The organism is Citrobacter sp. Cpo061 (assembly GCF_030332845.1).
Classification (GTDB): domain Bacteria; phylum Pseudomonadota; class Gammaproteobacteria; order Enterobacterales; family Enterobacteriaceae; genus Citrobacter; species Citrobacter portucalensis.
In genome coordinates, this window is record NZ_JAOWHB010000050.1 from 588,473 (window position 1) to 610,607 (window position 22,135).

The window sequence follows — 22,135 nt, forward strand, 5'->3', positions numbered from 1 at the left end:
TGCCTGTACAGATTATTCAGGATTAATAAATGAACGTTAAATCATTATGGAAGCTAATTTTAATATTAGCGATCCCCTGTATTATTGGTTTGATTCCTGCCCCAGCGGGATTAAGTGAACTAGCGTGGGTGCTGTTTGGTATTTATCTTGCGGCCATTGTCGGACTGGTGATCAAACCGTTTCCTGAACCGGTGGTGCTATTGATTGCCGTTGCCGCCTCTATGGTAGTTGTCGGAAATTTAGGCCATGGCGTACTGAAGACCAGCAGCGTACTGAGCGGTTATGCTTCCGGTACGACATGGCTAGTTTTCTCCGCATTTACGTTAAGTGCTGCTTTTGTGACGACGGGGCTGGGTAAGCGCATTGCTTATATTCTGATCGGTAAAATTGGTAACACCACGCTTGGCCTTGGCTATGTGACCGTATTCCTTGATCTGGTATTAGCTCCGGCAACACCGTCAAATACCGCGCGAGCGGGAGGAATTGTATTGCCCATTATCAATAGCGTGGCGGTGGCGCTGGGCTCTGAGCCAGATAAGAGCCCGCGCCGTGTCGGTCACTACCTGATGATGACGGTCTATATGGTTACCAAAACGACCAGCTATATGTTTTTTACTGCGATGGCAGGAAACATTCTGGCGTTGAAGATGATCAATGATATCTGTCATTTACAACTGAGCTGGGGGGGATGGGCACTTGCAGCAGCTTTGCCTGGACTGGTTATGCTGTTGGTAACGCCTTTAGTTATCTATTTTATGTATCCACCTGAAATTAAAAAGGTTGATAACAAAACTATTGCTAAAGCCGGGCTTCAGGATTTAGGGCCAATGAAAGGGCGCGAAAAAATGCTGCTGGGTATCTTCGTCCTTGCGTTATTGGGATGGATTTTCAGTAAAAGCCTTAGCGTTGATGAATCAACGGTAGCGATTGTCGTAATGGGTATGATGCTTTTGTTAGGCGTGGTTACCTGGGATGATGTGGTTAAAAATAAGGGCGGCTGGAATACCTTAATCTGGTATGGCGGTATTATCGGGTTAAGTTCGTTATTATCGAAAGTGAAATTCTTTGACTGGTTAGCTGAACTGTTCAAAAACAATCTCGACTTTGGTAATCACGGCAATGTGGCGTTCTTCGTTATTTTGTTCCTGAGCATTATCGTTCGATATTTCTTTGCCTCAGGCAGTGCATATATTGTGGCAATGATGCCGGTATTTGCCATGCTGGCGAATGTCTCCGGCGCACCATTGATGTTAACCGCGCTGGCATTACTCTTCTCTAACTCCTATGGTGGAATGGTCACCCATTATGGCGGCGCCGCGGGTCCGGTTATTTTTGGTGTTGGCTATAACGATATTAAATCGTGGTGGCTGGTGGGGGGCATGCTGACCTTACTGACCTTTATTGTCCATATCACCCTGGGTGTGTGGTGGTGGAGCATGTTGATTAACTGGAACATGCTGTAAACCATAAACCAGATTCAAATTATTAATTGACTGCGCACTAATATAAGTACGGGACTACGGAGTATCAAATGATTACGTTGTATGAAAAAGGAGTTTATCTCTCCGATAATAATGAAGTTGTAGCTGAGAGTTCTTTGCCTGGGCATATCTGCAAAGAGGATGCGAAAAAAAGAACTATAGCGTGGTCGATTCTCTCCGCACATAATACGTCCGGTGATATGAATAAGCTTAAAATTAAGTTTGATTCATTAGCCTCACACGATATTACCTTTGTCGGTATTATTCAGACTGCAAAAGCCTCTGGCATGGAACGTTTTCCGCTGCCGTATGTTCTGACTAACTGCCATAACTCATTATGTGCAGTAGGGGGAACTATTAATGGTGACGATCATATGTTTGGTCTGTCTGCGGCACAGCGTTACGGCGGAATCTTTGTGCCGCCACATATTGCTGTTATCCATCAATACATGCGTGAAATGATGGCGGGCGGCGGCAAAATGATCCTTGGCTCAGACAGCCATACACGTTACGGCGCATTGGGTACGATGGCGGTAGGAGAGGGGGGCGGTGAGCTGGTCAAGCAGCTGCTAAACGACACCTGGGACATTGATTATCCTGACGTCGTTGCCGTTTATCTGACCGGGAAACCCGCAGCAGGTGTTGGTCCACAGGATGTGGCGTTAGCGATCATTGGCGCGGTATTTAAAAATGGCTACGTCAAAAATAAGGTCATGGAGTTTGTCGGCCCTGGCATTCGCCATCTCTCAACGGATTTTCGCAACAGCGTTGATGTGATGACCACCGAAACCACCTGTTTGAGCTCCGTCTGGCAAACGGATGATGAAACTCGTAGTTGGTTGGCATTACATGGACGTGAGCAAGACTATCGCCAGCTAAGTCCGCAGCCGATGGCCTGGTACGACGGTTGTATTTATGTTGATTTGAGTGCGATTAAGCCGATGATGGCGCTGCCATTCCATCCAAGTAATGTCTATGAGATTGATACTCTCAATGAGAATCTGACGGATATTCTCCGGGAGATTGAAGTTGAATCTGCACGTATCGCGCAGGGTAAAGCCAGACTCTCGTTGTTGGATAAAGTAGAAAATGGCCGCTTAAAAGTACAGCAGGGGATAATTGCTGGATGCTCGGGCGGCAACTATGAAAACGTGATTGCTGCGGCGCAGGCATTACGCGGTCAATCTTGCGGTAATGATGCTTTCTCGCTGGCTGTCTACCCTTCTTCACAACCGGTGTTTATGGATTTAGCGCAGAAAGGTGTCGTTACAGATTTACTGGGCGCGGGGGCTGTCATCAGAACCGCATTCTGCGGTCCATGCTTTGGCGCGGGCGATACGCCAATCAACAATGGTCTTAGCATCCGCCATACCACGCGCAACTTCCCTAACCGTGAAGGGTCGAAACCGGGCAATGGTCAAATGTCAGCCGTTGCGCTGATGGATGCGCGATCAATTGCGGCTACGGCAGCCAACGGAGGATTCCTCACTGCTGCGACGGATCTGGACTGCTGGGATACGGTACCAGACTATGCGTTTAATCCTGCACCTTATAAGAGTCGCGTATACCAGGGATTCGTAAAAGGGGCAACGCAGCAGCCGCTCATTTACGGCCCGAACATTAAAGACTGGCCGGAACTGGGCGCATTAACGGAAAATATTCTGCTGAAAGTGGCCTCGAAGATCCTTGATGATGTGACAACAACGGATGAACTTATCCCGTCCGGTGAAACCTCGTCGTATCGCTCTAATCCACTAGGACTGGCGGAATTTACGCTGTCTCGACGAGATCCTGGGTATGTGGGAAGAAGTAAAGCGACGTCGGAGCTGGAAAAAAGGCGCGTGGAGGAGGGCGATGTCAGCGAACTGGCGTCAGTTTTCGAACGCATCCAACAGATTGCCGGTCAGGAAAATGTGCAACCGTTGGATACTGAGATTGGTAGCATGATTTACGCCGTCAAACCTGGCGATGGCTCGGCGCGCGAGCAGGCGGCGAGCTGTCAGAGAGTGATTGGCGGCCTGGCAAATATTGCCCAGGAATATGCCACCAAGCGTTACCGTTCCAACGTTATCAACTGGGGTATGCTACCGCTCCAGATGGCAGAGCAACCTTCATTTGAAGTGGGTGACTATATCTATATTCCCGGTATTCGCCGCGCGTTAGATGAGTGCAGTAAAGAAATTGAAGCGTATGTGCTTCACGATGATGGTGCGGTGAGTGAAATCAGTGTGTATATGGAAAGTCTGACCGCAGAAGAGCGTGAAATTATTAAGGCAGGGAGTTTGATTAACTTTAATAAGTCGCGTTTGGTGTAACACTAATTGTATGCCGGAGAGGGCGATTTTCGTCGCCATCCGGCACATTGCCCGGCAGAGCATGAATCTGCCGGGTTTACATCAGAGAATGACGTTTACTGCTTAGGTTCAGCAACCACTTTGCTACCGATACCGCGGTTGTTGTATTCCCACATACGGTTGAAGTTGGTGTCGTTCAGGTTACGCTGGATTTCACCTTTGTCATCTTCCGCACCGGTATTACCGGCAAACGGGCGTTTTGCGATAACGCTGTCAGCCCATGGTTTTGCCATGTTAAAGCCTTCGTTAATCACGCTGTCACGAATCACGACCTGACCGTTAGTGTTGGAATCGACATCCAGCGAGCGGCCTAACTGCGCCACGCCATCGCCACTTGCCGTGAAGCGACTATTAATCGCCAGGAAACCGTAGTAGATGTTTGACAGGGTAGCCGGTGCGAATACATAGGCTTCCTGCTGGGTACGGGAGTTCACTACGCGGAAATCGGTGTTATCGAACACTACGGCACCGCGACCGGAAACGATATCCACATCGCCTTCAATGTAGCTGTTGGTAACCAGCGTACGCGGCTGACGATCGTTTTCCAGACGGTTTTGTACGCCGCTATTGGTCACGAAGAAGGTATTCTGGCGGCCCAGGATATTGACCTTGTTGATCTGCACTTTATCGCCATCGGTACGCAGTGCAACGGCCGGGTGGTTACCCGCATCAACGCTGTCACCCAGGTTGTTTTCGATGGTCAGGTTCTGCAATTGCAGACCGTTATTTTGCGACCAGACGACAGCAGAACACATCACGCCAATATTCGTGCCGCGTTTGTTCTGGCAATTATCAAACATATACCACGCAGGTTTACCCGGCATGTATTTACCGGCTGGGTTCACCGTACGACGCCAGTCCGCGGTGCTCATGTCACCGTCAATGGCCTGGCCAATTTTCACATCAAGCGGTTTTTCGCCCATACCGTACAGCGTCAGGCTACCTGTTGCTGCCGGGATATATACCGTACCCTGGTACTCGCCTGGCATAATCGCGATGTACTGACGTTTGTTAGTACGTTTGATGATTGCTGCATCAACAGCGGCTTGAATGCTGGTATGGGTGACGCCCTGAGTCCCTGCCGGGCCAACGACGAAGTCAGGCTGTGCAGGCAGAGAAATAGAAGAAGGGCTCCACGGCGCGGTGTTTGGCGTCAGCGCAGAAAAATAGTGCGCAGTAACGAAGTTTTTCGCTTCATTGGCCGACAAAATTGGGCGCGAAGAGGTTCCTGGCGCGGTTTGATCGGAAGGAATTTGATCGGGCGGCGTAGAGCTACAGGCGGTCAGCGTCACGCCAAAAGCCATTGCCAGCGCCAGACGGGAAACTGATGATATGTTCACAGGTTGCTCCGGGCTTTGAAAGTTATCCATTAAAGCCTGCTTTTTTATACTAAGTTGAGCGAAACGGGAAGGCGAAAAGGTAAAAAGTTGTTTTTTATCGCAGCAATGTCTGGCGCGGAGAGTCTTTATATCACAAATAGATAACAATTATGGTTCTTCAGGTTGACAACATCCCTATAATCAAAAATAAATGTCTATACAACCTATGACAAGTGGTGAGTCGAATGCAGCAATTCTTCCCTGATGATGTTATCTGGCGCAATGTTCGTCTGGCGACTATGGACCCTGAACGTGGTACCCCATATGGGCTGTTGGATGGTCACGCGCTGATCGTCCGCCAGGGCAAGATTCGCGATATCGTCCCGGAATCATCGTTATATCTCACGCATGACAATACTTTTGATATGCAGGGCAGGCTGATTACGCCTGGCCTGATTGATTGCCATACGCATCTGGTCTTTGGCGGAAACCGCGCAGGTGAGTGGGAGCAGCGGCTAAATGGTGTCTCCTACCAGCAGATAAGCGCTCAGGGTGGGGGGATCAATGCCACCGTATCGGCGACCCGCAGCGCCACGGATGAACAACTCTTACAGGTAGCCCATCAGCGGATGGAACAGCTGATCAAAGAAGGTGTTACGCTGCTGGAAATAAAATCCGGCTACGGCCTGGATTTGCCGACAGAAGAGAAAATATTGCGCGTGGTGGCAGCGCTGGCGGCAGAGAATATCGTTGAAATCAGCCCGACGCTGTTGGCTGCGCATGCAACTCCAGCGGAATACCGGGATGATCCTGACGGCTATATTACGCTGGTGTGTGAGACCATTATGCCGCAATTGTGGGAACAAGGGCTGTTTGAGACCGTCGATCTGTTCTGTGAAAGCGTTGGTTTTTCGTTGGCGCAGAGCGAGCGGGTGTTTCAGGCTGCACAGGCGCTGGACATTCCGATTAAAGGCCATGTCGAACAACTGTCATTGCTTGGCGGCGCACAGTTGGTAAGCCGCTACCACGGACTATCCGCCGATCATATTGAATACCTCGATGAAGCGGGCGTGGCGGCGATGAGCCAAAGCGGTACGGTCGGCGTGCTGCTGCCCGGCGCATTCTATTTCCTCAAAGAGCAGCAGCGCCCACCGGTAGCGTTGCTGCGTCAATATCAGGTACCGATGGCGGTAGCGACAGATTTTAACCCCGGTACCAGTCCGTTTATCAGCCTGCACTGGGCGATGAATATGGCCTGCGTTCAGTTTGGCCTAACGCCGGAAGAAGCATGGGCGGGCGTAACCCGTCATGCGGCCCGGGCACTGGGGCGTCATGCCACCCACGGTCAATTGAAGGCCGGGTTTGTGGCCGATTTTGTGGTGTGGGATGCAACCCTCCCGGTCGAGATCCTGTATGAACCCGGGCGCAATCCGCTCTACCAACGCGTATTCAAAGGACAAATAGCATGACCAACTGGCAACCAGCCTCACCTGCGCTGTGGCAGGGACGTGATGACCGCGCCGAATCGCCGAATGCGCTGCGCCTGTTTCAGACTATCACCCTGAGCCAGACGTTTAGCCCAGAAATGTACCGCGAGCAGATAGCGTTACTCGGGTTTGCCTGCGACGAAGGCGTTAAACGCAATCAGGGGCGCACGGGCGCCGCGGGAGCGTCCGATGTGTTGCGCAAGGCGTTGGCGAATTTAGCCAGTCATGATGGGCACAATCGACTGGTGGATCTGGGAAATATTGTGGCGCAGGCTCCCGATCTTGAGGGCGCGCAGCAGGCGTTACGCAATGCGGTACAGCGCTGTCAGCACGAGAACATGCGTACCTTTGTTTTGGGCGGAGGACATGAAACCGCCTTTGCACACGGCGCTGGCGTACTGGATGCGTTCCCGCAGGCGAAAGTGGGGATAGTCAACTTCGATGCGCATCTCGATTTGCGCAAAGCTGAACAAGCCACATCCGGTACGCCATTTCGCCAGTTGGCGCAGCTTTGCGATGAACAGCAGCGTGAATTTCACTATGCCTGTATCGGCGTCAGTCGGGCGGCAAACACCCAGGCGCTTTGGGATGAGGCCCAGCGGCTCGGTGTTACCGTGGTGGAGGATCTGCATTGCGATACGGCGCAGGCGCAGTTAGCGCAGTTCATTGCCAATCTGGATGTCATCTATCTGACAATCGACCTCGACGTGCTGCCGGTGTGGGAAATGCCCGGCGTGTCGGCCCCCGCCGCGCTTGGCGTACCCTTGGCGACGCTGCTGAGACTGATTGAGCCTCTGTGTCGTAGCGGTAAACTCCTGGCGGTGGATATGGTTGAATTTAATCCACGCTTTGACGATGATGGCAGAGCAGCACGCGTGGCGGCGCGATTAGGCTGGCAAATCGCCCACTGGTGGCACTGATATACCTGATGGCGTTGCGCTTATCAGGCTCGGGTAATGCCTGTAAACTCTACCCACTCACATTTTCAGCTTAAGGAAGGCTCACGCATGCTCCCATCCCGTTCTGCTCCGGCTCCTTTTTACGAAAAGGTCAAACAGGAGATCAGCGAAAAAATTGCCAGCGGTATCTGGCAGCCTCACGATCGCATTCCTTCTGAGGCAGAGCTGGTGGCGCAATATGGTTTCAGCCGCATGACTATCAACCGGGCGCTACGTGAGTTAACGGATGAAGGTTTACTGGTGCGTTTGCAGGGCGTCGGGACGTTTGTCGCCGAGCCAAAAGGCCAGTCCGCGCTGTTTGAAATCCGCAGCATCGCGGATGAAATCAACGCCCGTCAGCATCAGCACCGGTGCGAAGTACTGACGCTGGAAAAAACCCAGGCCAACGCGCAGCAGGCTTTGGTGTTAAACGTCAAAGAAGGCACATCCATTTTTCACTCTGTCATGGTGCACTACGAGAACGATCTGCCGGTACAGATTGAAGATCGCTGCGTGAATGCCGAAATTGTGCCGGAGTATCTGGCGCAGGATTACAGTCAGACCACGCCGCACGCATACCTGTCACTGATCGCCCCGCTGACGGAAGGTGAACATATTGTTGAAGCGGTACGTGCCAGCGCTGAAGAGTGCGCGCTGCTGAATATCAAAGAACACGATCCCTGCCTGCTGATCCGCCGTAAGACCTGGTCTGCGTCGTCCATAGTCTCTCATGCCCGCTTGCTGTTCCCGGGTTCCCGCTATCGCCTGCAAGGACGGTTTATGTCCTGATGTCGGGATATCAAAACCGTGATTGCTGACGCAATATAATAAAAATGTATCTTAATTGTTAAAATCATCCTTGCGATGACTTGTATAGACAAGTATATATTTCTTATCTATCCGACGTTCGCGAGGAGTTTTCTGTCATGTCCCATAGCAAATATCGTCAGCAGGATATTCGTGCCCCACGCGGCACCACCTTAACGGCCAAAAGCTGGCTGACCGAAGCGCCGCTGCGCATGTTAATGAATAATCTGGATCCCGATGTGGCGGAAAATCCGCATGAGCTGGTGGTATACGGTGGGATTGGCCGCGCCGCGCGGGACTGGGAATGTTATGACGCCATCGTCAATGCGCTGACCAAACTGGAGACCGATGAAACTCTGCTGGTCCAGTCTGGTAAACCGGTAGGCGTATTCAAAACTCACGACAACGCACCGCGCGTGCTGATTGCCAACTCCAACCTGGTGCCGCATTGGGCTACCTGGGAACACTTCAACGAACTGGACGCCAAAGGGCTGGCGATGTACGGCCAGATGACCGCCGGGAGCTGGATCTACATCGGCAGCCAGGGCATCGTGCAGGGGACTTATGAAACTTTCGTTGAGGCCGGGCGTCAGCATTATCAGGGTAACCTCAGCGGACGCTGGGTGCTGACCGCCGGGCTGGGCGGCATGGGCGGAGCACAACCGCTAGCCGCTACACTTGCGGGTGCGTGTTCGCTGAACATTGAATGCCAGCAAAGCCGAATTGATTTCCGTCTGCGTACCCGTTACGTCGACGAGCAGGCGACATCGCTTGACGATGCGCTGGCGCGTATCGACAAATACACCCGCGAGGGTAAAGCCGTCTCCATTGCGCTGTGTGCTAATGCCGCCGACGTTGTGCCGGAACTGGTGAAGCGCGGTGTGCGCCCGGATATGGTCACCGACCAGACCAGCGCCCACGATCCGCTGCATGGTTATCTGCCGTGCGGCTGGAGTTGGGAAGAGTATCAGGCAAAAGCGGTGTCCGATCCTCAGGGCACGGTGCAGGCGGCGAAACGTTCAATGGCAACGCACGTTGAGGCGATGCTGGCGTTTAGCAAAATGGGTGTGCCGACGTTTGATTACGGCAACAACATTCGCCAGATGGCCAAAGAGATGGGCGTGGAAAATGCCTTTGATTTCCCGGGATTCGTACCTGCTTATATTCGCCCCCTGTTCTGTCGCGGCATAGGGCCATTCCGTTGGGTGGCGCTGTCGGGCGATCCGCAGGATATTTATAAGACAGATGCCAAAGTGAAAGAGATCGTGGCTGATGATAAGCACCTTCATCACTGGCTGGATATGGCGCGTGAGCGGATTAACTTCCAGGGCTTACCAGCGCGTATCTGCTGGGTCGGCCTGGAGTGGCGACAAAAGCTGGGGCTGGCGTTTAATGAAATGGTGCGCTGCGGTGAAGTATCCGCGCCGATTGTTATTGGCCGTGATCATCTGGACTCCGGTTCTGTTGCCAGCCCAAACCGCGAAACAGAAGCTATGCGCGACGGTTCAGACGCCGTATCCGACTGGCCGCTGTTGAACGCGCTGCTTAACACCGCCAGCGGAGCAACCTGGGTGTCGCTTCATCATGGCGGCGGGGTTGGCATGGGCTTCTCTCAGCATGCCGGGATGGTGATTGTTTGCGATGGTACCGATGAGGCCGCGGCGCGCATCGCCCGGGTGTTACATAACGATCCGGCTACCGGGGTGATGCGCCACGCCGACGCCGGGTATGACATTGCGGTGGAGTGCGCCGTTGAAGAAGGGCTGAATTTGCCAATGATTGCTGCGACGCAGGAGAAACGCTGATATGAACACCATGACACTCACCCCGGGCCATCTGAGTTTTACCCAGCTACGTGAAATCTGGCAGCAGCCGGTCAAACTGAACCTGGATGCCGGGGCGATTGATGCAATCAACGCCAGCGTCGCCTGCGTCAATAATATTGTCGCTGAAGGCCGTACGGCGTATGGCATTAATACCGGCTTTGGCCTGTTGGCTCAGACCCGTATCGCCACGGAAGATTTGCAGAATTTACAGCGTTCGCTGGTGCTTTCCCATGCGGCAGGCGTTGGCGAGGCGCTGGATGACGCAATGGTTCGCCTGATTATGGTGCTGAAAATCAACAGCCTGGCGCGCGGTTTTTCCGGCATTCGTTTGAGCGTGATTGAAGCGCTGATTGCGCTGGTGAATGCCGAGGTGTATCCACTGATTCCGGCGAAAGGGTCGGTGGGCGCATCGGGCGACCTGGCGCCGCTGGCACATATGTCGTTGACGCTACTGGGCGAAGGTAAAGCGCGCTGGCAGGGGGAATGGCTCCCGGCTACCGACGCGCTGAAAAAGGCCGGACTGGAGCCGATCACGCTGGAGGCGAAAGAGGGACTGGCGCTGCTCAACGGCACTCAGGCTTCCACCGCCTTTGCACTGCGCGGGTTAATTGAAGCTCAGGAACTGTTTGCGTCTGCAACGGTGTGCGGGGCGCTGACCACAGAAGCCGTGCTGGGCTCCCGTCGTCCGTTTGACGCGCGTATTCATGCCGCGCGAGGGCAGCGTGGGCAGATTGATGCCGCAACGCTATACCGTCATGTGTTGACCGACTCCAGCGCGCTTTCGCAGTCGCATCATAACTGTGAAAAGGTGCAGGACCCGTATTCTCTGCGCTGTCAGCCACAGGTGATGGGGGCGTGTCTGACACAAATGCGCCAGGTGATGGATGTTCTGCTGGTTGAAGCCAACGCGGTTTCCGACAACCCGCTGGTGTTTGCCGAAGAGGGCGATGTGATCTCCGGTGGGAATTTCCATGCTGAACCGGTGGCGATGGCGGCAGATAATCTGGCGCTGGCGATTGCGGAAATCGGCTCGTTGTCAGAGCGGCGCATTGCGCTCATGATGGACAAACATATGTCGCAGTTGCCGCCGTTCCTGGTGAAAAATGGCGGGGTTAACTCCGGTTTTATGATTGCTCAGGTAACCGCCGCCGCGCTGGCGAGCGAGAACAAAGCGCTGGCGCATCCGCACAGCGTGGACAGCTTGCCGACATCCGCCAACCAGGAAGATCATGTTTCTATGGCTCCGGCGGCGGGACGCAGACTGTGGGAGATGGCAGCAAATACGCGCGGTGTGATTGCCGTGGAGTGGCTGGCGGCGTGTCAGGGGATTGACCTGCGTGAAGGGTTAACCTCCAGTCCGTTGCTGGAGCAGGCGCGACAGGCGCTGCGCGAGCAGGTTGCACACTACACGCAGGATCGCTTTTTTGCCCCGGATATTGAGTGCGCGACCGAGCTGTTAGCGCAAGGAACGTTGCTGCAATTGCTGCCTGAATTTCTGTAGAAAATTGCCTGATATCGACGCTGACGCGTCTTATCAGGCCTACGGTCTGCTTTGTAGGCCGGATGAGGCGAAGCCGACATCCGGCACAACACAGCTTAGCTAAACATCGCCGTAATCGAGGCGCTGGCGAGCGAGTGGAAATGGACGTTAAATCCAACCATCGCGCCGCTGGCACCTTCATCGACATCAATACGCTCCACATCCAGGGCGTGAACCGTAAAGATATAGCGGTGGGTTTCACCCTTCGGCGGCGCAGCGCCGCCATAACCGGCTTTACCAAAATCTGTACGGGTCTGAATCACCCCATCCGGCAGTGCAACCAGCCCGGAGCCGAATCCTTGTGGGAGTACGCGGGTATCAGCCGGCAGATTTACCACCACCCAATGCCACCAGCCGGAGCCGGTTGGCGCATCAGGATCAAAGCAGGTCACGACAAAGCTTTTGGTTCCTGCGGGTACGTCATCCCACGCCAGGTGGGGGGAAATATTATCCCCGTCATACCCCATGCCGTTAAAGACGTGGCGATGCCCAAGCTTATCGCCATCGCGCAAATCGTTACTGATTAGTTTCATGCTGACTCCTCTCGTTAGCCAAAAAGTGTAGCCAGAAACCGCAGAGCTTACCGCTGATTAATCGCTAAAAAATGTTGCATTGCGCACAGCCTCGTTCACGGCCTGCGTCAGGCGACGTAACTGATCGGGCTGGATAATGTACGGCGGCATCAGGTAGATGAGCTTGCCAAACGGTCTTATCCACACGCCCTGTTCGACAAAGAACTTCTGTAACGCTGCCATATTCACCGGATGGGTGGTTTCGATGACGCCGATGGCGCCGAGCACGCGTACGTCCGCGACCCAGCAGGAATCTACCGCCGGGGCGAGTTCTGCCCGCAGTTGCGCTTCAATGGCCGCTACTTGTGCGCGCCACTCGCCGGTTTCGATTAACGACAGGCTGGCGGAGGCGACGGCGCAGGCCAACGGATTGCCCATAAAGGTCGGGCCGTGCATGAAGCATCCGGCTTCACCGTTGCTGATGGTTTCCGCAACCTGGCGGGTGGTGAGGGTTGCAGAAAGGGTCATTGTTCCGCCGGTTAACGCTTTGCCCAGGCATAAAATGTCCGGAGTGATGTCGGCATGCTCGCAGGCAAAAAGCTTGCCTGTACGACCAAATCCGGTGGCGATTTCATCGGCAATCAGCAGGATCCCTTCACGGTCGCACATCTTACGGATGCGTTTTAACCATTCGGGATGATACATGCGCATACCGCCAGCGCCCTGTACGATTGGCTCTAGGATCACTGCCGCAATTTCGTGGCGATGCGCGGCCATCAGACGGGCAAAAGGCACCATATCCAGTTCGTCCCACTCGCCGCCCATGCGGCTTTGTGGGGCTGGGGCAAACAGGTTCTCCGGCAGGTATCCCTTCCACAGACTGTGCATTGAGTTGTCAGGATCGCAGACCGACATCGCGCCGAAGGTATCACCATGGTAACCATTACGAAATGTCAGGAAACGCTGGCGGGATTCGCCTTTAGCCTGCCAGTATTGCAGTGCCATTTTCATTGCAACTTCTACGGCGACCGACCCTGAATCTGCGAGAAAAACGCACTCCAGCGCCTCTGGGGTCATCGCCACCAACTGGCGGCACAGCGCAATGGCCGGGGCATGGGTAATGCCGCCAAACATTACATGCGACATGGCATCAATCTGCGTTTTCATCGCGGCGTTCAGCTGCGGGTGATTGTAACCGTGGATTGCCGCCCACCAGGATGACATGCCGTCAATCAGCTTCTCACCGCTGGCTAAGATCAGTTCGCAACCTTCGGCACGCGCCACCGGATAAACCGGCAACGGGGAGGTCATGGAGGTGTATGGGTGCCAGATATGGCGTTGGTCAAACGCAAGATCGTCCGTTGTCATAATCGACTTGTAAACCAAATTAAAAAGATTTAGGTTTACGAGTCTACACCAAACTAACAACGAAACGTATACCAATATGGCTCATTCTTCTCGCTGGACAATGTCGCAAGTCACCGAATTATTTGAAAAACCGCTGTTGGATCTGCTGTTTGAAGCGCAGCAGGTTCATCGTCAGCATTTCGATCCGCAGCAGGTACAAGTTAGTACGCTGCTGTCGATTAAGACCGGTGCTTGCCCGGAAGATTGCAAATACTGCCCGCAAAGCTCCCGCTATAAAACCGGTCTGGAAACAGAACGGTTGATGGAGGTTGAACAGGTACTGGACTCGGCACGTAAGGCGAAGCAGGCCGGTTCAACGCGGTTTTGCATGGGCGCGGCGTGGAAGAACCCGCATGAGCGCGATATGCCGTACCTGGAACAAATGGTTCAGGGCGTGAAAGAACTGGGGCTGGAAGCCTGTATGACGCTGGGCACGCTGGACGAATCTCAGGCCCAGCGCCTGGCCAATGCGGGTCTGGACTACTACAACCACAACCTCGACACCTCGCCGGAATTTTACGGCAATATCATCACCACCCGCTCGTACCAGGAGCGCCTGGATACGCTGGATAAAGTGCGCGAGGCGGGCATTAAAGTTTGCTCCGGCGGGATTGTTGGGCTGGGCGAAACGGTGACCGACCGCGCGGGTCTGCTGCTGCAATTAGCGAATCTGCCGACGCCGCCGGAAAGTGTGCCGATCAACATGCTGGTGAAAGTGAAGGGCACGCCGCTTGCCGATAACGACGACGTAGATGCTTTTGATTTTATTCGTACTATCGCCGTGGCGCGTATCATGATGCCGACCTCATACGTGCGTCTTTCTGCCGGGCGCGAGCAGATGAACGAACAAACCCAGGCGATGTGCTTTATGGCCGGGGCCAACTCGATTTTCTACGGCTGCAAACTGCTGACCACTCCGAACCCGAACGAAGATAAGGATTTGCTGTTATTTCGCAAGCTGGGTCTTAACCCGCAGCAAACGGCGGTACTGGCGGGCGATAACGAACAGCAACAACGTCTGGAGCAGGCGCTGCGTACCCCGGATACCGACGATTACTACAACGCGGCAACCGTATGACCTGGCAGCAAAAAATTGACGATGCGCTAACAGCGCGTCGTCGTGCTGATGCCCTGCGTCAGCGCTATGCAGTGACGCAGGGTGCCGGGCGCTGGCTGCAGGCCGACGGTCGCCAGTATCTGAATTTCTCCAGCAACGACTACCTCGGCTTAAGCCACCATCCGCAGATTATCTGCGCGTGGCAGCAGGGCGCTGAGCGTTTTGGCGTCGGCAGCGGCGGCTCGGGCCATGTCAGCGGTTATTCCGTTGCTCATCAGGCTCTGGAAGAAGACCTGGCGCAGTGGCTCGGCTATTCCCGGGCGCTGTTGTTCATCTCTGGTTTTGCCGCCAATCAGGCGGTCATTGCCGCACTGATGGGAAAAGATGACAAGATTGTTGCCGACAGGCTCAGCCATGCCTCGCTGCTGGAGGCTGCCAGTCTTAGCCCTGCCGTGTTACGTCGCTTTACTCATAACGACTCGCAACATCTGGATCGTCTGCTGACAGCCCCCTGTCCGGGGCAGCAGCTGGTGGTCACCGAAGGCGTGTTCAGCATGGATGGCGACAGCGCGCCGCTGGCAGAAATCCACGCGGTGGCGAAACGGCAGGGCGCGTGGCTGCTGGTGGATGATGCGCATGGGATTGGCGTAAGCGGTGAGGAAGGGCGTGGTTCGTGCTCCCGACAGCAGGTGAAACCTGAGCTGTTGGTGGTGACATTTGGCAAAGGGTTCGGCGTCAGCGGTGCGGCGATCCTGTGTTCTGATAGCGTGGCCGATTATCTGCTGCAGTTTGCCCGTCATCTGATCTACAGCACCAGCATGCCGCCAGCCCAGGCTCAGGCCTTGCGCGCCGCGCTGGCGGTGATCCGCAGCCGCGAAGGCGATGAGCGCAGAGAAAAGCTGGCGATGCTGATCCAGCGTTTTCGCGCAGGGGTGAATACTACGGATTTGACGCTGGCACATTCAGACAGTGCTATTCAACCGCTGATCGTTGGCGACAATCATAAAGCCTTGCAACTGGCACAGACGTTACGGCAACAGGGATGCTGGGTGACGGCGATTCGTCCACCGACGGTGCCGGTTGGGACGGCCAGGCTGCGGATTACGCTGACCCAGGCGCATGAAGTCCAGGATATCGACAACTTACTGGAGGTGCTGCATGGCGCAGGTCAATAAGCAGGCGATTGCCGCTGCGTTTGGTCGCGCGGCCACGCACTATGAGCAACATGCGGAGCTTCAGCGTCAGAGCGCCGATGCGCTACTGGCACAACTCGATGGCCGGGCGTTCTCACGGGTTTTGGACGCGGGCTGTGGGCCTGGGCGTATGAGTCGTTACTGGCGGGAGCAGGGGAGCGAGGTCTGTGCGCTGGATCTGTCGGCGCAAATGCTTACGCAAGCGCAGCGTCACGATGTCGCCCATCACTATCTGCTGGCGGATATCGAAGCCATTCCGCAGGCCGCTGCCACTTTCGACCTGGCCTGGAGCAATCTGGCCGTGCAGTGGTGCAACGACCTGCGCGGCGCGTTACGCGAGCTATACCGGGTGGTGCGTCCTGGCGGGGCGGTGGCGTTTAGTACGCTGGCGCAAGGGTCGATGCCGGAACTTCGTCAGGCGTGGAGAGCGGTTGATGATCGGGAGCACGCCAACCGTTTTTTGCCCGTGGAGCAACTGGAAAACGCTCTGTGCGGCTGGGACGTTGAATACCAGTCTCATGCCGTCACGCTGTGGTTTGACGATGCGCTGAGTGCCATGCGCTCGCTAAAGGGCATTGGCGCGACGCATTTGCATGATGGACGTGAGCAGCGTGTGCTGACCCGCTCGCAGTTGCGCCAGTTACAGCTCGCCTGGCCCTGTCAGCAGGGTAAATATCCGCTGACCTATCATCTTTTTTTGGGAGTAATTCAACGTGACTAACACGTATTTTGTCACCGGGACGGACACCGAAGTAGGTAAAACTATCGCCAGCTGTGCGTTGCTTCAGGCGGCGGGACAGCTGGGGTTGCGAACGGTCGGCTATAAGCCGGTGGCGTCAGGCAGTGAAATGACGGCTGAAGGTCTACGAAACAGCGATGCGCTGGCTCTACAGCGCAACAGCGTTGTGGCAGTGGATTATGCGGCCATCAATCCGTATACCTTCGCCGAACCTACCTCACCGCATATCATCAGTGCTGACGAAGGACGCCCCATTCAGGCTTCAGTGATGTCTGCGGGTTTACGCTTGCTTGAAGAACAAGCTGACTGGGTATTGGTGGAAGGCGCAGGCGGATGGTTTACGCCACTTTCGCCAACGCTGAGTTTTTCTGACTGGGTAAAAGCGGAACAACTGCCGGTGATTCTGGTGGTTGGCGTTAAGCTCGGTTGTATCAATCATGCCATTTTGACCGCCCAGGCGGTGCAGCAGGCCGGGCTGACGCTCGCCGGATGGGTTGCCAATGATGTGATGCCACCTGGCAAGCGTCATGCTGAATATATGGCGACGCTAAAGCGTGCGCTTGCGGCTCCGCTACTGGGGGAAATACCCTGGCTGGCAGAAGAGCCGGAACGAGCATCGACAGGTCGTTATATCGATCTTAGCGTTTTGTCTCTGGCATCCACCAGTCGTTGATTAGCGGGTCGCTGAATTGTGTTATTTGCCCTTGAGCCACGTTGCGGCCACGATGTAACAAGCAATAGCAGTCGGCGACCCGACGAATGAACGGCAGGCTCTGCTCCGCGAGCATAATGGCGATGCCAAGCTCCTGGCTTAGCCTCACAATCAGATTCCCCAGTTTGTGGATATACGCCTGGCCACTTCCTCGTGTCGGCTCATCGAGAATCAGCAGGCGCGGGCGAGTGACCAGCGCACTGGCGAGTGCAAGCTGGTGCTGATTTTCCTCTGACAATGCCACCCCTTTGGCCTGACGCAGTACAAACAGCTGCGGAAACAGGCGATAAATATCGCTGCTGTTCATCGCTTCGCTTTCCTCAACCGCCTGGCGCGCAATGTGCAGATTTTCCTCTACCGTCAGCTGCGAAAAAATTCGCCATTCCTGCGATACACAGTTAATACCCAGCGCAATGCGCTTTGCCGCCGGAATCTGAAGCAGATCGCAAGGTGGTGCGCCAGCCTGATGCCAGAACATGGTTCCGCTCTCAATCGGTAAATTGCCGATGATGCAATTGGCCAGCGTGGTTTTTCCCATCCCTGGAAGACCCAGCACGGCGGTACATTTGCCGGGCAACAGGTCGAGATCGACATCCCAAAGCGAGTGTTGATTACCGTAATAGTGATTCACTGCACGAAGACTCAACATAGATTTCTCCCTCATGATGATATCCGCCTCGCGGGCTGATAGTCGGGAGAAAACTGCAAATCTCTTGCCAGAAGCGGAATTAGGGGAAAATACAGCAGAATAGCGTATTGAGCGGGTTGCGGTATCCGGCTTGTTGTGGATGAGCGCCGCAGTGTGCACATTGTCAGTGCTTGGTGGCGTTGTGATGGTGCAGGCAGGAAAATGATGAAAATGCGAGCAAGATCTCGGCCATCCCAGGTCGCTTCGTTAGCTGATAAATATCAAAAAATAGCGATAATTTTTTTTTATCCCACCAGAAAAGATCATCAGGACGTTTTTGCCAGGCTACAGTCCGTACGGGCTGGAGGCAGTTATCCACTATTCCTGTGGATAACCTTGTGTATTAGAGTTAGAAAACACAAGGTAAGCGAGAGAAGACGCGGCCTGCGACTAAATTGATGCGAAAGACGGCTTGAGATAATAATCATTAAATTACAGTGTGTTAGATAAATGCAATGGCTGTCGCAGAAGTGTCATGTGTTGCCACAAAACTTTCATCGGGTAGCTTGACAAATGTTAAAAAAGTCATTGGTTTGGGGATAACACATTTTTGCTGGTGTTTTATCTTGCCTGCGGACAAATTTTAGCCTGTAGTCACGGCCATTTTGCTGGCGTAACAGAAATATTCTGGCGCGTTACTGTTTTTTCATCCAGTATATTTTACTGGCAAAATATACTGCTGCGAGTAAAATTACACACCTGCCCGCCCATTGCTTCAGGTAGCTGCTCATGAGTAAACCGTTCAAACTAAATTCCGCTTTTAAACCCTCTGGCGATCAGCCTGAGGCGATACGTCGCCTGGAAGAAGGTCTGGAGGATGGTCTGGCGCATCAGACGTTGCTGGGGGTGACGGGGTCGGGGAAAACATTCACCATCGCGAACGTGATTGCGGACCTACAGCGCCCTACCATGGTGCTGGCCCCCAATAAGACGCTTGCCGCGCAGTTGTACGGTGAGATGAAAGAGTTCTTTCCGGATAACGCGGTGGAGTATTTCGTCTCCTACTACGACTATTATCAGCCGGAAGCCTACGTGCCAAGTTCTGACACCTTCATCGAGAAGGATGCTTCGGTTAACGAACACATTGAGCAGATGCGTCTGTCAGCAACCAAAGCGTTGCTTGAGCGACGGGATGTCGTCGTCGTGGCGTCGGTTTCCGCGATTTATGGTCTGGGTGACCCAGATCTATACCTGAAAATGATGCTGCACCTGACGGTGGGGATGATTATCGACCAGCGCGCGATCCTGCGTCGTCTGGCGGAGCTGCAATATACTCGCAACGATCAGGCATTCCAGCGCGGGACCTTCCGCGTGCGCGGTGAAGTGATCGACATATTCCCGGCGGAATCTGACGACATCGCGTTGCGCGTGGAACTGTTTGATGAAGAGGTCGAACGTTTGTCGCTGTTTGACCCGCTTACCGGACAGGTCGAATCCACTATTTCGCGCTTTACCATCTATCCCAAAACGCACTACGTGACGCCGCGCGAACGTATTGTTCAGGCGATGGAAGAAATTAAGGTTGAGCTGGCAGAGCGGCGAAAAGTCCTGTTGGCAAATAACAAACTGCTGGAAGAACAGCGCTTAAGTCAGCGTACCCAGTTCGATCTGGAAATGATGAACGAGCTGGGTTACTGCTCGGGGATTGAAAACTATTCCCGCTATCTGTCCGGGCGTGGTCCGGGCGAGCCGCCGCCGACGCTGTTTGATTACCTGCCTGCCGATGGCCTGCTGGTGGTGGATGAATCTCACGTGACTATCCCGCAAATTGGCGGCATGTATCGCGGTGACCGGGCGCGTAAAGAAACCCTGGTCGAATACGGATTCCGTCTGCCGTCTGCGCTGGATAACCGTCCGCTTAAATTTGAAGAGTTTGAAGCGCTGGCCCCGCAAACCATCTACGTTTCGGCGACGCCGGGCAACTATGAGCTGGAGAAATCCGGCGATGATGTGGTCGATCAGGTCGTAAGACCGACCGGCCTGCTGGATCCGGTCATTGAGGTGCGCCCGGTGGCGACGCAGGTTGACGATCTGCTATCTGAGATCCGCACCCGTGCGGCGATTAACGAACGTGTACTGGTCACCACGCTCACCAAACGGATGGCGGAGGATCTCACCGAGTATCTTGAAGAGCACGGTGAACGGGTGCGTTATCTGCACTCTGACATCGATACCGTGGAACGTATGGAAATCATTCGTGACCTGCGTCTGGGCGAGTTTGACGTGCTGGTGGGTATAAACCTGCTACGTGAAGGTCTGGACATGCCTGAGGTCTCCCTGGTGGCGATTCTGGACGCAGACAAAGAAGGGTTCCTGCGTTCTGAACGGTCGCTTATTCAGACCATCGGTCGTGCGGCGCGTAACATCAACGGTAAGGCGATTCTCTACGGCGATAAAATTACCGCCTCTATGGCTAAAGCGATTGGTGAAACCGAACGTCGCCGTGAGAAGCAGCAGCTCTATAACGAAGAACACGGTATTACGCCGCAGGGGCTGAACAAGAAAGTGGTCGATATTCTGGCGCTGGGGCAGAATATTGCGAAGACCAAAGCGAAAGGCAAAGGGAAGTCACGCGCAGGCTCGAAGTCTGAGGTTGTCGAACTGGATATGACGCCAAAAGCGCTGCAGCAGAAGATTCACGAGCTGGAAGGGCAGATGATGCAACACGCGCAGAATCTCGAATTTGAAGAGGCCGCGACAATCCGTGACCAGTTGCATCAGTTGCGCGAGTTGTTTATTGCGGCATCGTAAGACGGTGTCGGATGCGGGGTGGATAGCATTCGTAGGCCGGATGCCGGAGCAAATCGTTTTGTAGGCCTGATAAGCGCAGCGCATCAGGCATTGTTTGATGCCGGAGCAATTCGTTTTGTAGGCCTGATAAGCGAAGCGCATCAGGCAAATCCGTTCAGCCCAGCGCCTGCACCGCTTTCTCCAGCGCACTATGCAATAGCTGGCGGTCATGACGGTAGGGAATATCGCTGGCTTCCAGCACTTCCTGGATCACAACGCGGTCGGTAACGGCGGAAGCATCCACTTTCGGCCCCACAACCACTGCATCAATCACTTTCTTCCCGACGTACTGTTCAATAATGGCCAGCTTATCGCTAAGCGTCAGGCTGGCTGCTGGCAGGCTTAATTCGCGCCCAAGATTGCCTATGTAGACCATCGGAGCCGGTGTGCGACGTAATGCCTGTGACATTTCATCGAGTAAAAGAATCGGCATCAGGCTGGTGTAAAAACTTCCGGGGCCTATCAAAATTAAATCCGCTTCAGCGATAGCCTCAACGGCCTCCCGTGTAGTCGGGACTTTTGGCGAAAGCATCAGTTCCTGAGGTGGGACGGTGAGCTGATCGATATTCACTTCGCCATAAACTTCGTGTCCCTGGTCATCAATGGCCATCAGATCCACCGGCAGCTCCGACATCGGAATTAAATGTGCGTCAACTTTCAGCAGGCTACGAATTAAATTGATAGCTTCCAGAGGCCGCACGCTGAGGTGATCGAGCGCCTTTAACATTAGATTTCCGAGGTTATGCCCGGAAAGTTCGCCATTACCGCCAAAACGATACTCAAACATAGCGGATGCAACGCTGGGTTGGGTAATTAACTGGTTCAGACAGTTACGCATGTCTCCCCAGGCAATCCCTCCTTCAGAGCGACGAATACGACCTGTCGACCCGCCGTTATCGGTGGTGGTGACGATACCCGTCAGGCGGGAACCTAATGGGGAAAGAGAGGAGAGAACGCGTCCTAATCCATGCCCTCCGCCGAGAGCGACAACGCGGTCCAAATCTGCCAGCGTGCGAGTGCGCATATATTTTCCTGATATCAATTGATCGGCGCTACAGTAACGTAAATAGCGTGTTTTCAGCAATTATCCAGTCGGCATCTTCCGTAATTTTTTTCTGCGATCTACTCCTTTCTGACGACACTCACCTGATGGCAAGATGATGTATATCAATGCAAAACTGTGATTTTTGCTTATTCTGTAGCGAAATTGCACGATCATGTCGCTATATACATATTTATACAGCGAAAGTGTACATGGCAAAAGCGCCATTTACACGCTAGTATC

At 54.1% G+C, this 22,135-nt stretch carries 17 protein-coding genes; 12 read left to right on the plus strand and 5 right to left on the minus strand.

Features of this window, described 5'->3' with window-relative positions; all coding sequences use genetic code 11:
- Positions 1–29 precede the first annotated feature (29 nt).
- Both OGX97_RS17695 and OGX97_RS17700 read left to right on the plus strand, forming a co-directional pair.
- Positions 30–1,463 (plus strand): anion permease, encoded by a 1,434-nt coding sequence (locus OGX97_RS17695; protein WP_048214643.1) that lies wholly within the window; start codon positions 30–32, stop codon positions 1,461–1,463.
- 68 nt (positions 1,464–1,531) lie between these two features.
- Positions 1,532–3,796 carry a hydratase gene (locus OGX97_RS17700; protein WP_279850459.1) on the plus strand — a complete coding sequence of 755 codons (2,265 nt, stop codon included), beginning with the start codon at positions 1,532–1,534 and terminating at the stop codon, positions 3,794–3,796.
- 95 nt (positions 3,797–3,891) lie between these two features.
- Here OGX97_RS17700 and OGX97_RS17705 read toward each other — a convergent pair whose 3' ends face one another.
- Positions 3,892–5,175: a putative acyl-CoA thioester hydrolase gene (locus OGX97_RS17705; RefSeq protein WP_060683743.1), complete on the minus strand. Its 1,284-nt coding sequence runs from the start codon at positions 5,173–5,175 to the stop codon at positions 3,892–3,894.
- 224 nt (positions 5,176–5,399) lie between these two features.
- Between OGX97_RS17705 and hutI the strand changes: the two genes are divergently transcribed.
- From hutI to hutH, 5 genes are all read left to right on the plus strand, one after another.
- Positions 5,400–6,623, plus strand: coding sequence for an imidazolonepropionase (hutI, locus tag OGX97_RS17710; RefSeq protein ID WP_191215033.1), 1,224 nt, complete (start codon positions 5,400–5,402; stop codon positions 6,621–6,623).
- A complete protein-coding gene (gene hutG, locus OGX97_RS17715) occupies positions 6,620–7,561 on the plus strand; it encodes a formimidoylglutamase (RefSeq protein WP_218659435.1) in 942 nt (313 codons plus the stop codon). The genes hutI and hutG overlap by 4 nt, the downstream gene beginning before the upstream one ends.
- A gap of 87 nt (positions 7,562–7,648) precedes the next feature.
- Entirely contained in the window at positions 7,649–8,368 is a 720-nt protein-coding gene (locus tag OGX97_RS17720; protein WP_003831502.1) for a histidine utilization repressor, read from the plus strand.
- Positions 8,369–8,505: 137 nt separating this feature from the next.
- Complete coding sequence (gene hutU / locus OGX97_RS17725) at positions 8,506–10,191, plus strand: urocanate hydratase (RefSeq protein WP_008784176.1); 1,686 nt, start codon at positions 8,506–8,508, stop codon at positions 10,189–10,191.
- A 1-nt stretch (position 10,192) separates the two neighbouring features.
- Complete coding sequence (gene hutH, locus OGX97_RS17730; protein WP_111465897.1) at positions 10,193–11,713, plus strand: histidine ammonia-lyase; 1,521 nt, start codon at positions 10,193–10,195, stop codon at positions 11,711–11,713.
- Positions 11,714–11,808: 95 nt separating this feature from the next.
- Here hutH and OGX97_RS17735 read toward each other — a convergent pair whose 3' ends face one another.
- Positions 11,809–12,285 carry a kinase inhibitor gene (locus OGX97_RS17735; RefSeq protein WP_008784178.1) on the minus strand — a complete coding sequence of 159 codons (477 nt, stop codon included), beginning with the start codon at positions 12,283–12,285 and terminating at the stop codon, positions 11,809–11,811.
- Between the two features lie 57 nt (positions 12,286–12,342).
- Positions 12,343–13,632, minus strand: a complete 1,290-nt coding sequence (gene bioA, locus OGX97_RS17740; RefSeq protein WP_060682514.1) for an adenosylmethionine--8-amino-7-oxononanoate transaminase — start codon at positions 13,630–13,632, stop codon at positions 12,343–12,345.
- 76 nt (positions 13,633–13,708) lie between these two features.
- Here bioA and bioB point away from each other — a divergent pair, with 76 nt between their 5' ends.
- The 4 genes from bioB to bioD are packed head-to-tail and all read left to right on the plus strand — an operon-like array spanning position 13,709 to position 17,333.
- On the plus strand, positions 13,709–14,749 hold the full coding sequence (bioB, locus tag OGX97_RS17745) for a biotin synthase BioB (protein WP_008784180.1): 1,041 nt from the start codon (positions 13,709–13,711) through the stop codon (positions 14,747–14,749).
- On the plus strand, positions 14,746–15,903 hold the full coding sequence (gene bioF, locus OGX97_RS17750; protein WP_208744517.1) for an 8-amino-7-oxononanoate synthase: 1,158 nt from the start codon (positions 14,746–14,748) through the stop codon (positions 15,901–15,903). Before bioB ends, bioF begins: the two co-directional genes overlap by 4 nt.
- Positions 15,887–16,642: a malonyl-ACP O-methyltransferase BioC gene (bioC, locus tag OGX97_RS17755; RefSeq protein ID WP_048226034.1), complete on the plus strand. Its 756-nt coding sequence runs from the start codon at positions 15,887–15,889 to the stop codon at positions 16,640–16,642. The genes bioF and bioC overlap by 17 nt, the downstream gene beginning before the upstream one ends.
- Positions 16,635–17,333, plus strand: coding sequence for a dethiobiotin synthase (gene bioD, locus OGX97_RS17760; protein WP_071445157.1), 699 nt, complete (start codon positions 16,635–16,637; stop codon positions 17,331–17,333). Before bioC ends, bioD begins: the two co-directional genes overlap by 8 nt.
- Here the strand turns inward: bioD and OGX97_RS17765 are convergent.
- On the minus strand, positions 17,299–18,021 hold the full coding sequence (locus OGX97_RS17765; protein ID WP_198801918.1) for an ABC transporter ATP-binding protein: 723 nt from the start codon (positions 18,019–18,021) through the stop codon (positions 17,299–17,301). The two genes, bioD and OGX97_RS17765, sit on opposite strands and share 35 nt — an antisense overlap.
- 768 nt (positions 18,022–18,789) lie before the next feature.
- Here OGX97_RS17765 and uvrB point away from each other — a divergent pair.
- Entirely contained in the window at positions 18,790–20,811 is a 2,022-nt protein-coding gene (gene uvrB, locus OGX97_RS17770; protein WP_286592656.1) for an excinuclease ABC subunit UvrB, read from the plus strand.
- 154 nt (positions 20,812–20,965) lie between these two features.
- Here uvrB and yvcK read toward each other — a convergent pair whose 3' ends face one another.
- On the minus strand, positions 20,966–21,874 hold the full coding sequence (yvcK, locus tag OGX97_RS17775; RefSeq protein ID WP_003831525.1) for a uridine diphosphate-N-acetylglucosamine-binding protein YvcK: 909 nt from the start codon (positions 21,872–21,874) through the stop codon (positions 20,966–20,968).
- Positions 21,875–22,135: the final 261 nt, after the last annotated feature.

Coding starts and splice junctions, on each gene's coding strand:
- OGX97_RS17700 (WP_279850459.1), top strand. CDS start 1,532: ATGATTACGTTGTATGAAAAAGGAGTTTATCTCTCCGATAATAATGAA.
- OGX97_RS17735 (WP_008784178.1), bottom strand. CDS start 12,285: ATGAAACTAATCAGTAACGATTTGCGCGATGGCGATAAGCTTGGGCAT.
- uvrB (WP_286592656.1), top strand. CDS start 18,790: ATGAGTAAACCGTTCAAACTAAATTCCGCTTTTAAACCCTCTGGCGAT.
- OGX97_RS17695 (WP_048214643.1), top strand. CDS start 30: ATGAACGTTAAATCATTATGGAAGCTAATTTTAATATTAGCGATCCCC.
- yvcK (WP_003831525.1), bottom strand. CDS start 21,874: ATGCGCACTCGCACGCTGGCAGATTTGGACCGCGTTGTCGCTCTCGGC.
- bioF (WP_208744517.1), top strand. CDS start 14,746: ATGACCTGGCAGCAAAAAATTGACGATGCGCTAACAGCGCGTCGTCGT.
- bioC (WP_048226034.1), top strand. CDS start 15,887: ATGGCGCAGGTCAATAAGCAGGCGATTGCCGCTGCGTTTGGTCGCGCG.
- hutH (WP_111465897.1), top strand. CDS start 10,193: ATGAACACCATGACACTCACCCCGGGCCATCTGAGTTTTACCCAGCTA.
- OGX97_RS17765 (WP_198801918.1), bottom strand. CDS start 18,021: ATGTTGAGTCTTCGTGCAGTGAATCACTATTACGGTAATCAACACTCG.
- hutU (WP_008784176.1), top strand. CDS start 8,506: ATGTCCCATAGCAAATATCGTCAGCAGGATATTCGTGCCCCACGCGGC.
- hutG (WP_218659435.1), top strand. CDS start 6,620: ATGACCAACTGGCAACCAGCCTCACCTGCGCTGTGGCAGGGACGTGAT.
- hutI (WP_191215033.1), top strand. CDS start 5,400: ATGCAGCAATTCTTCCCTGATGATGTTATCTGGCGCAATGTTCGTCTG.
- bioA (WP_060682514.1), bottom strand. CDS start 13,632: ATGACAACGGACGATCTTGCGTTTGACCAACGCCATATCTGGCACCCA.
- OGX97_RS17720 (WP_003831502.1), top strand. CDS start 7,649: ATGCTCCCATCCCGTTCTGCTCCGGCTCCTTTTTACGAAAAGGTCAAA.
- bioB (WP_008784180.1), top strand. CDS start 13,709: ATGGCTCATTCTTCTCGCTGGACAATGTCGCAAGTCACCGAATTATTT.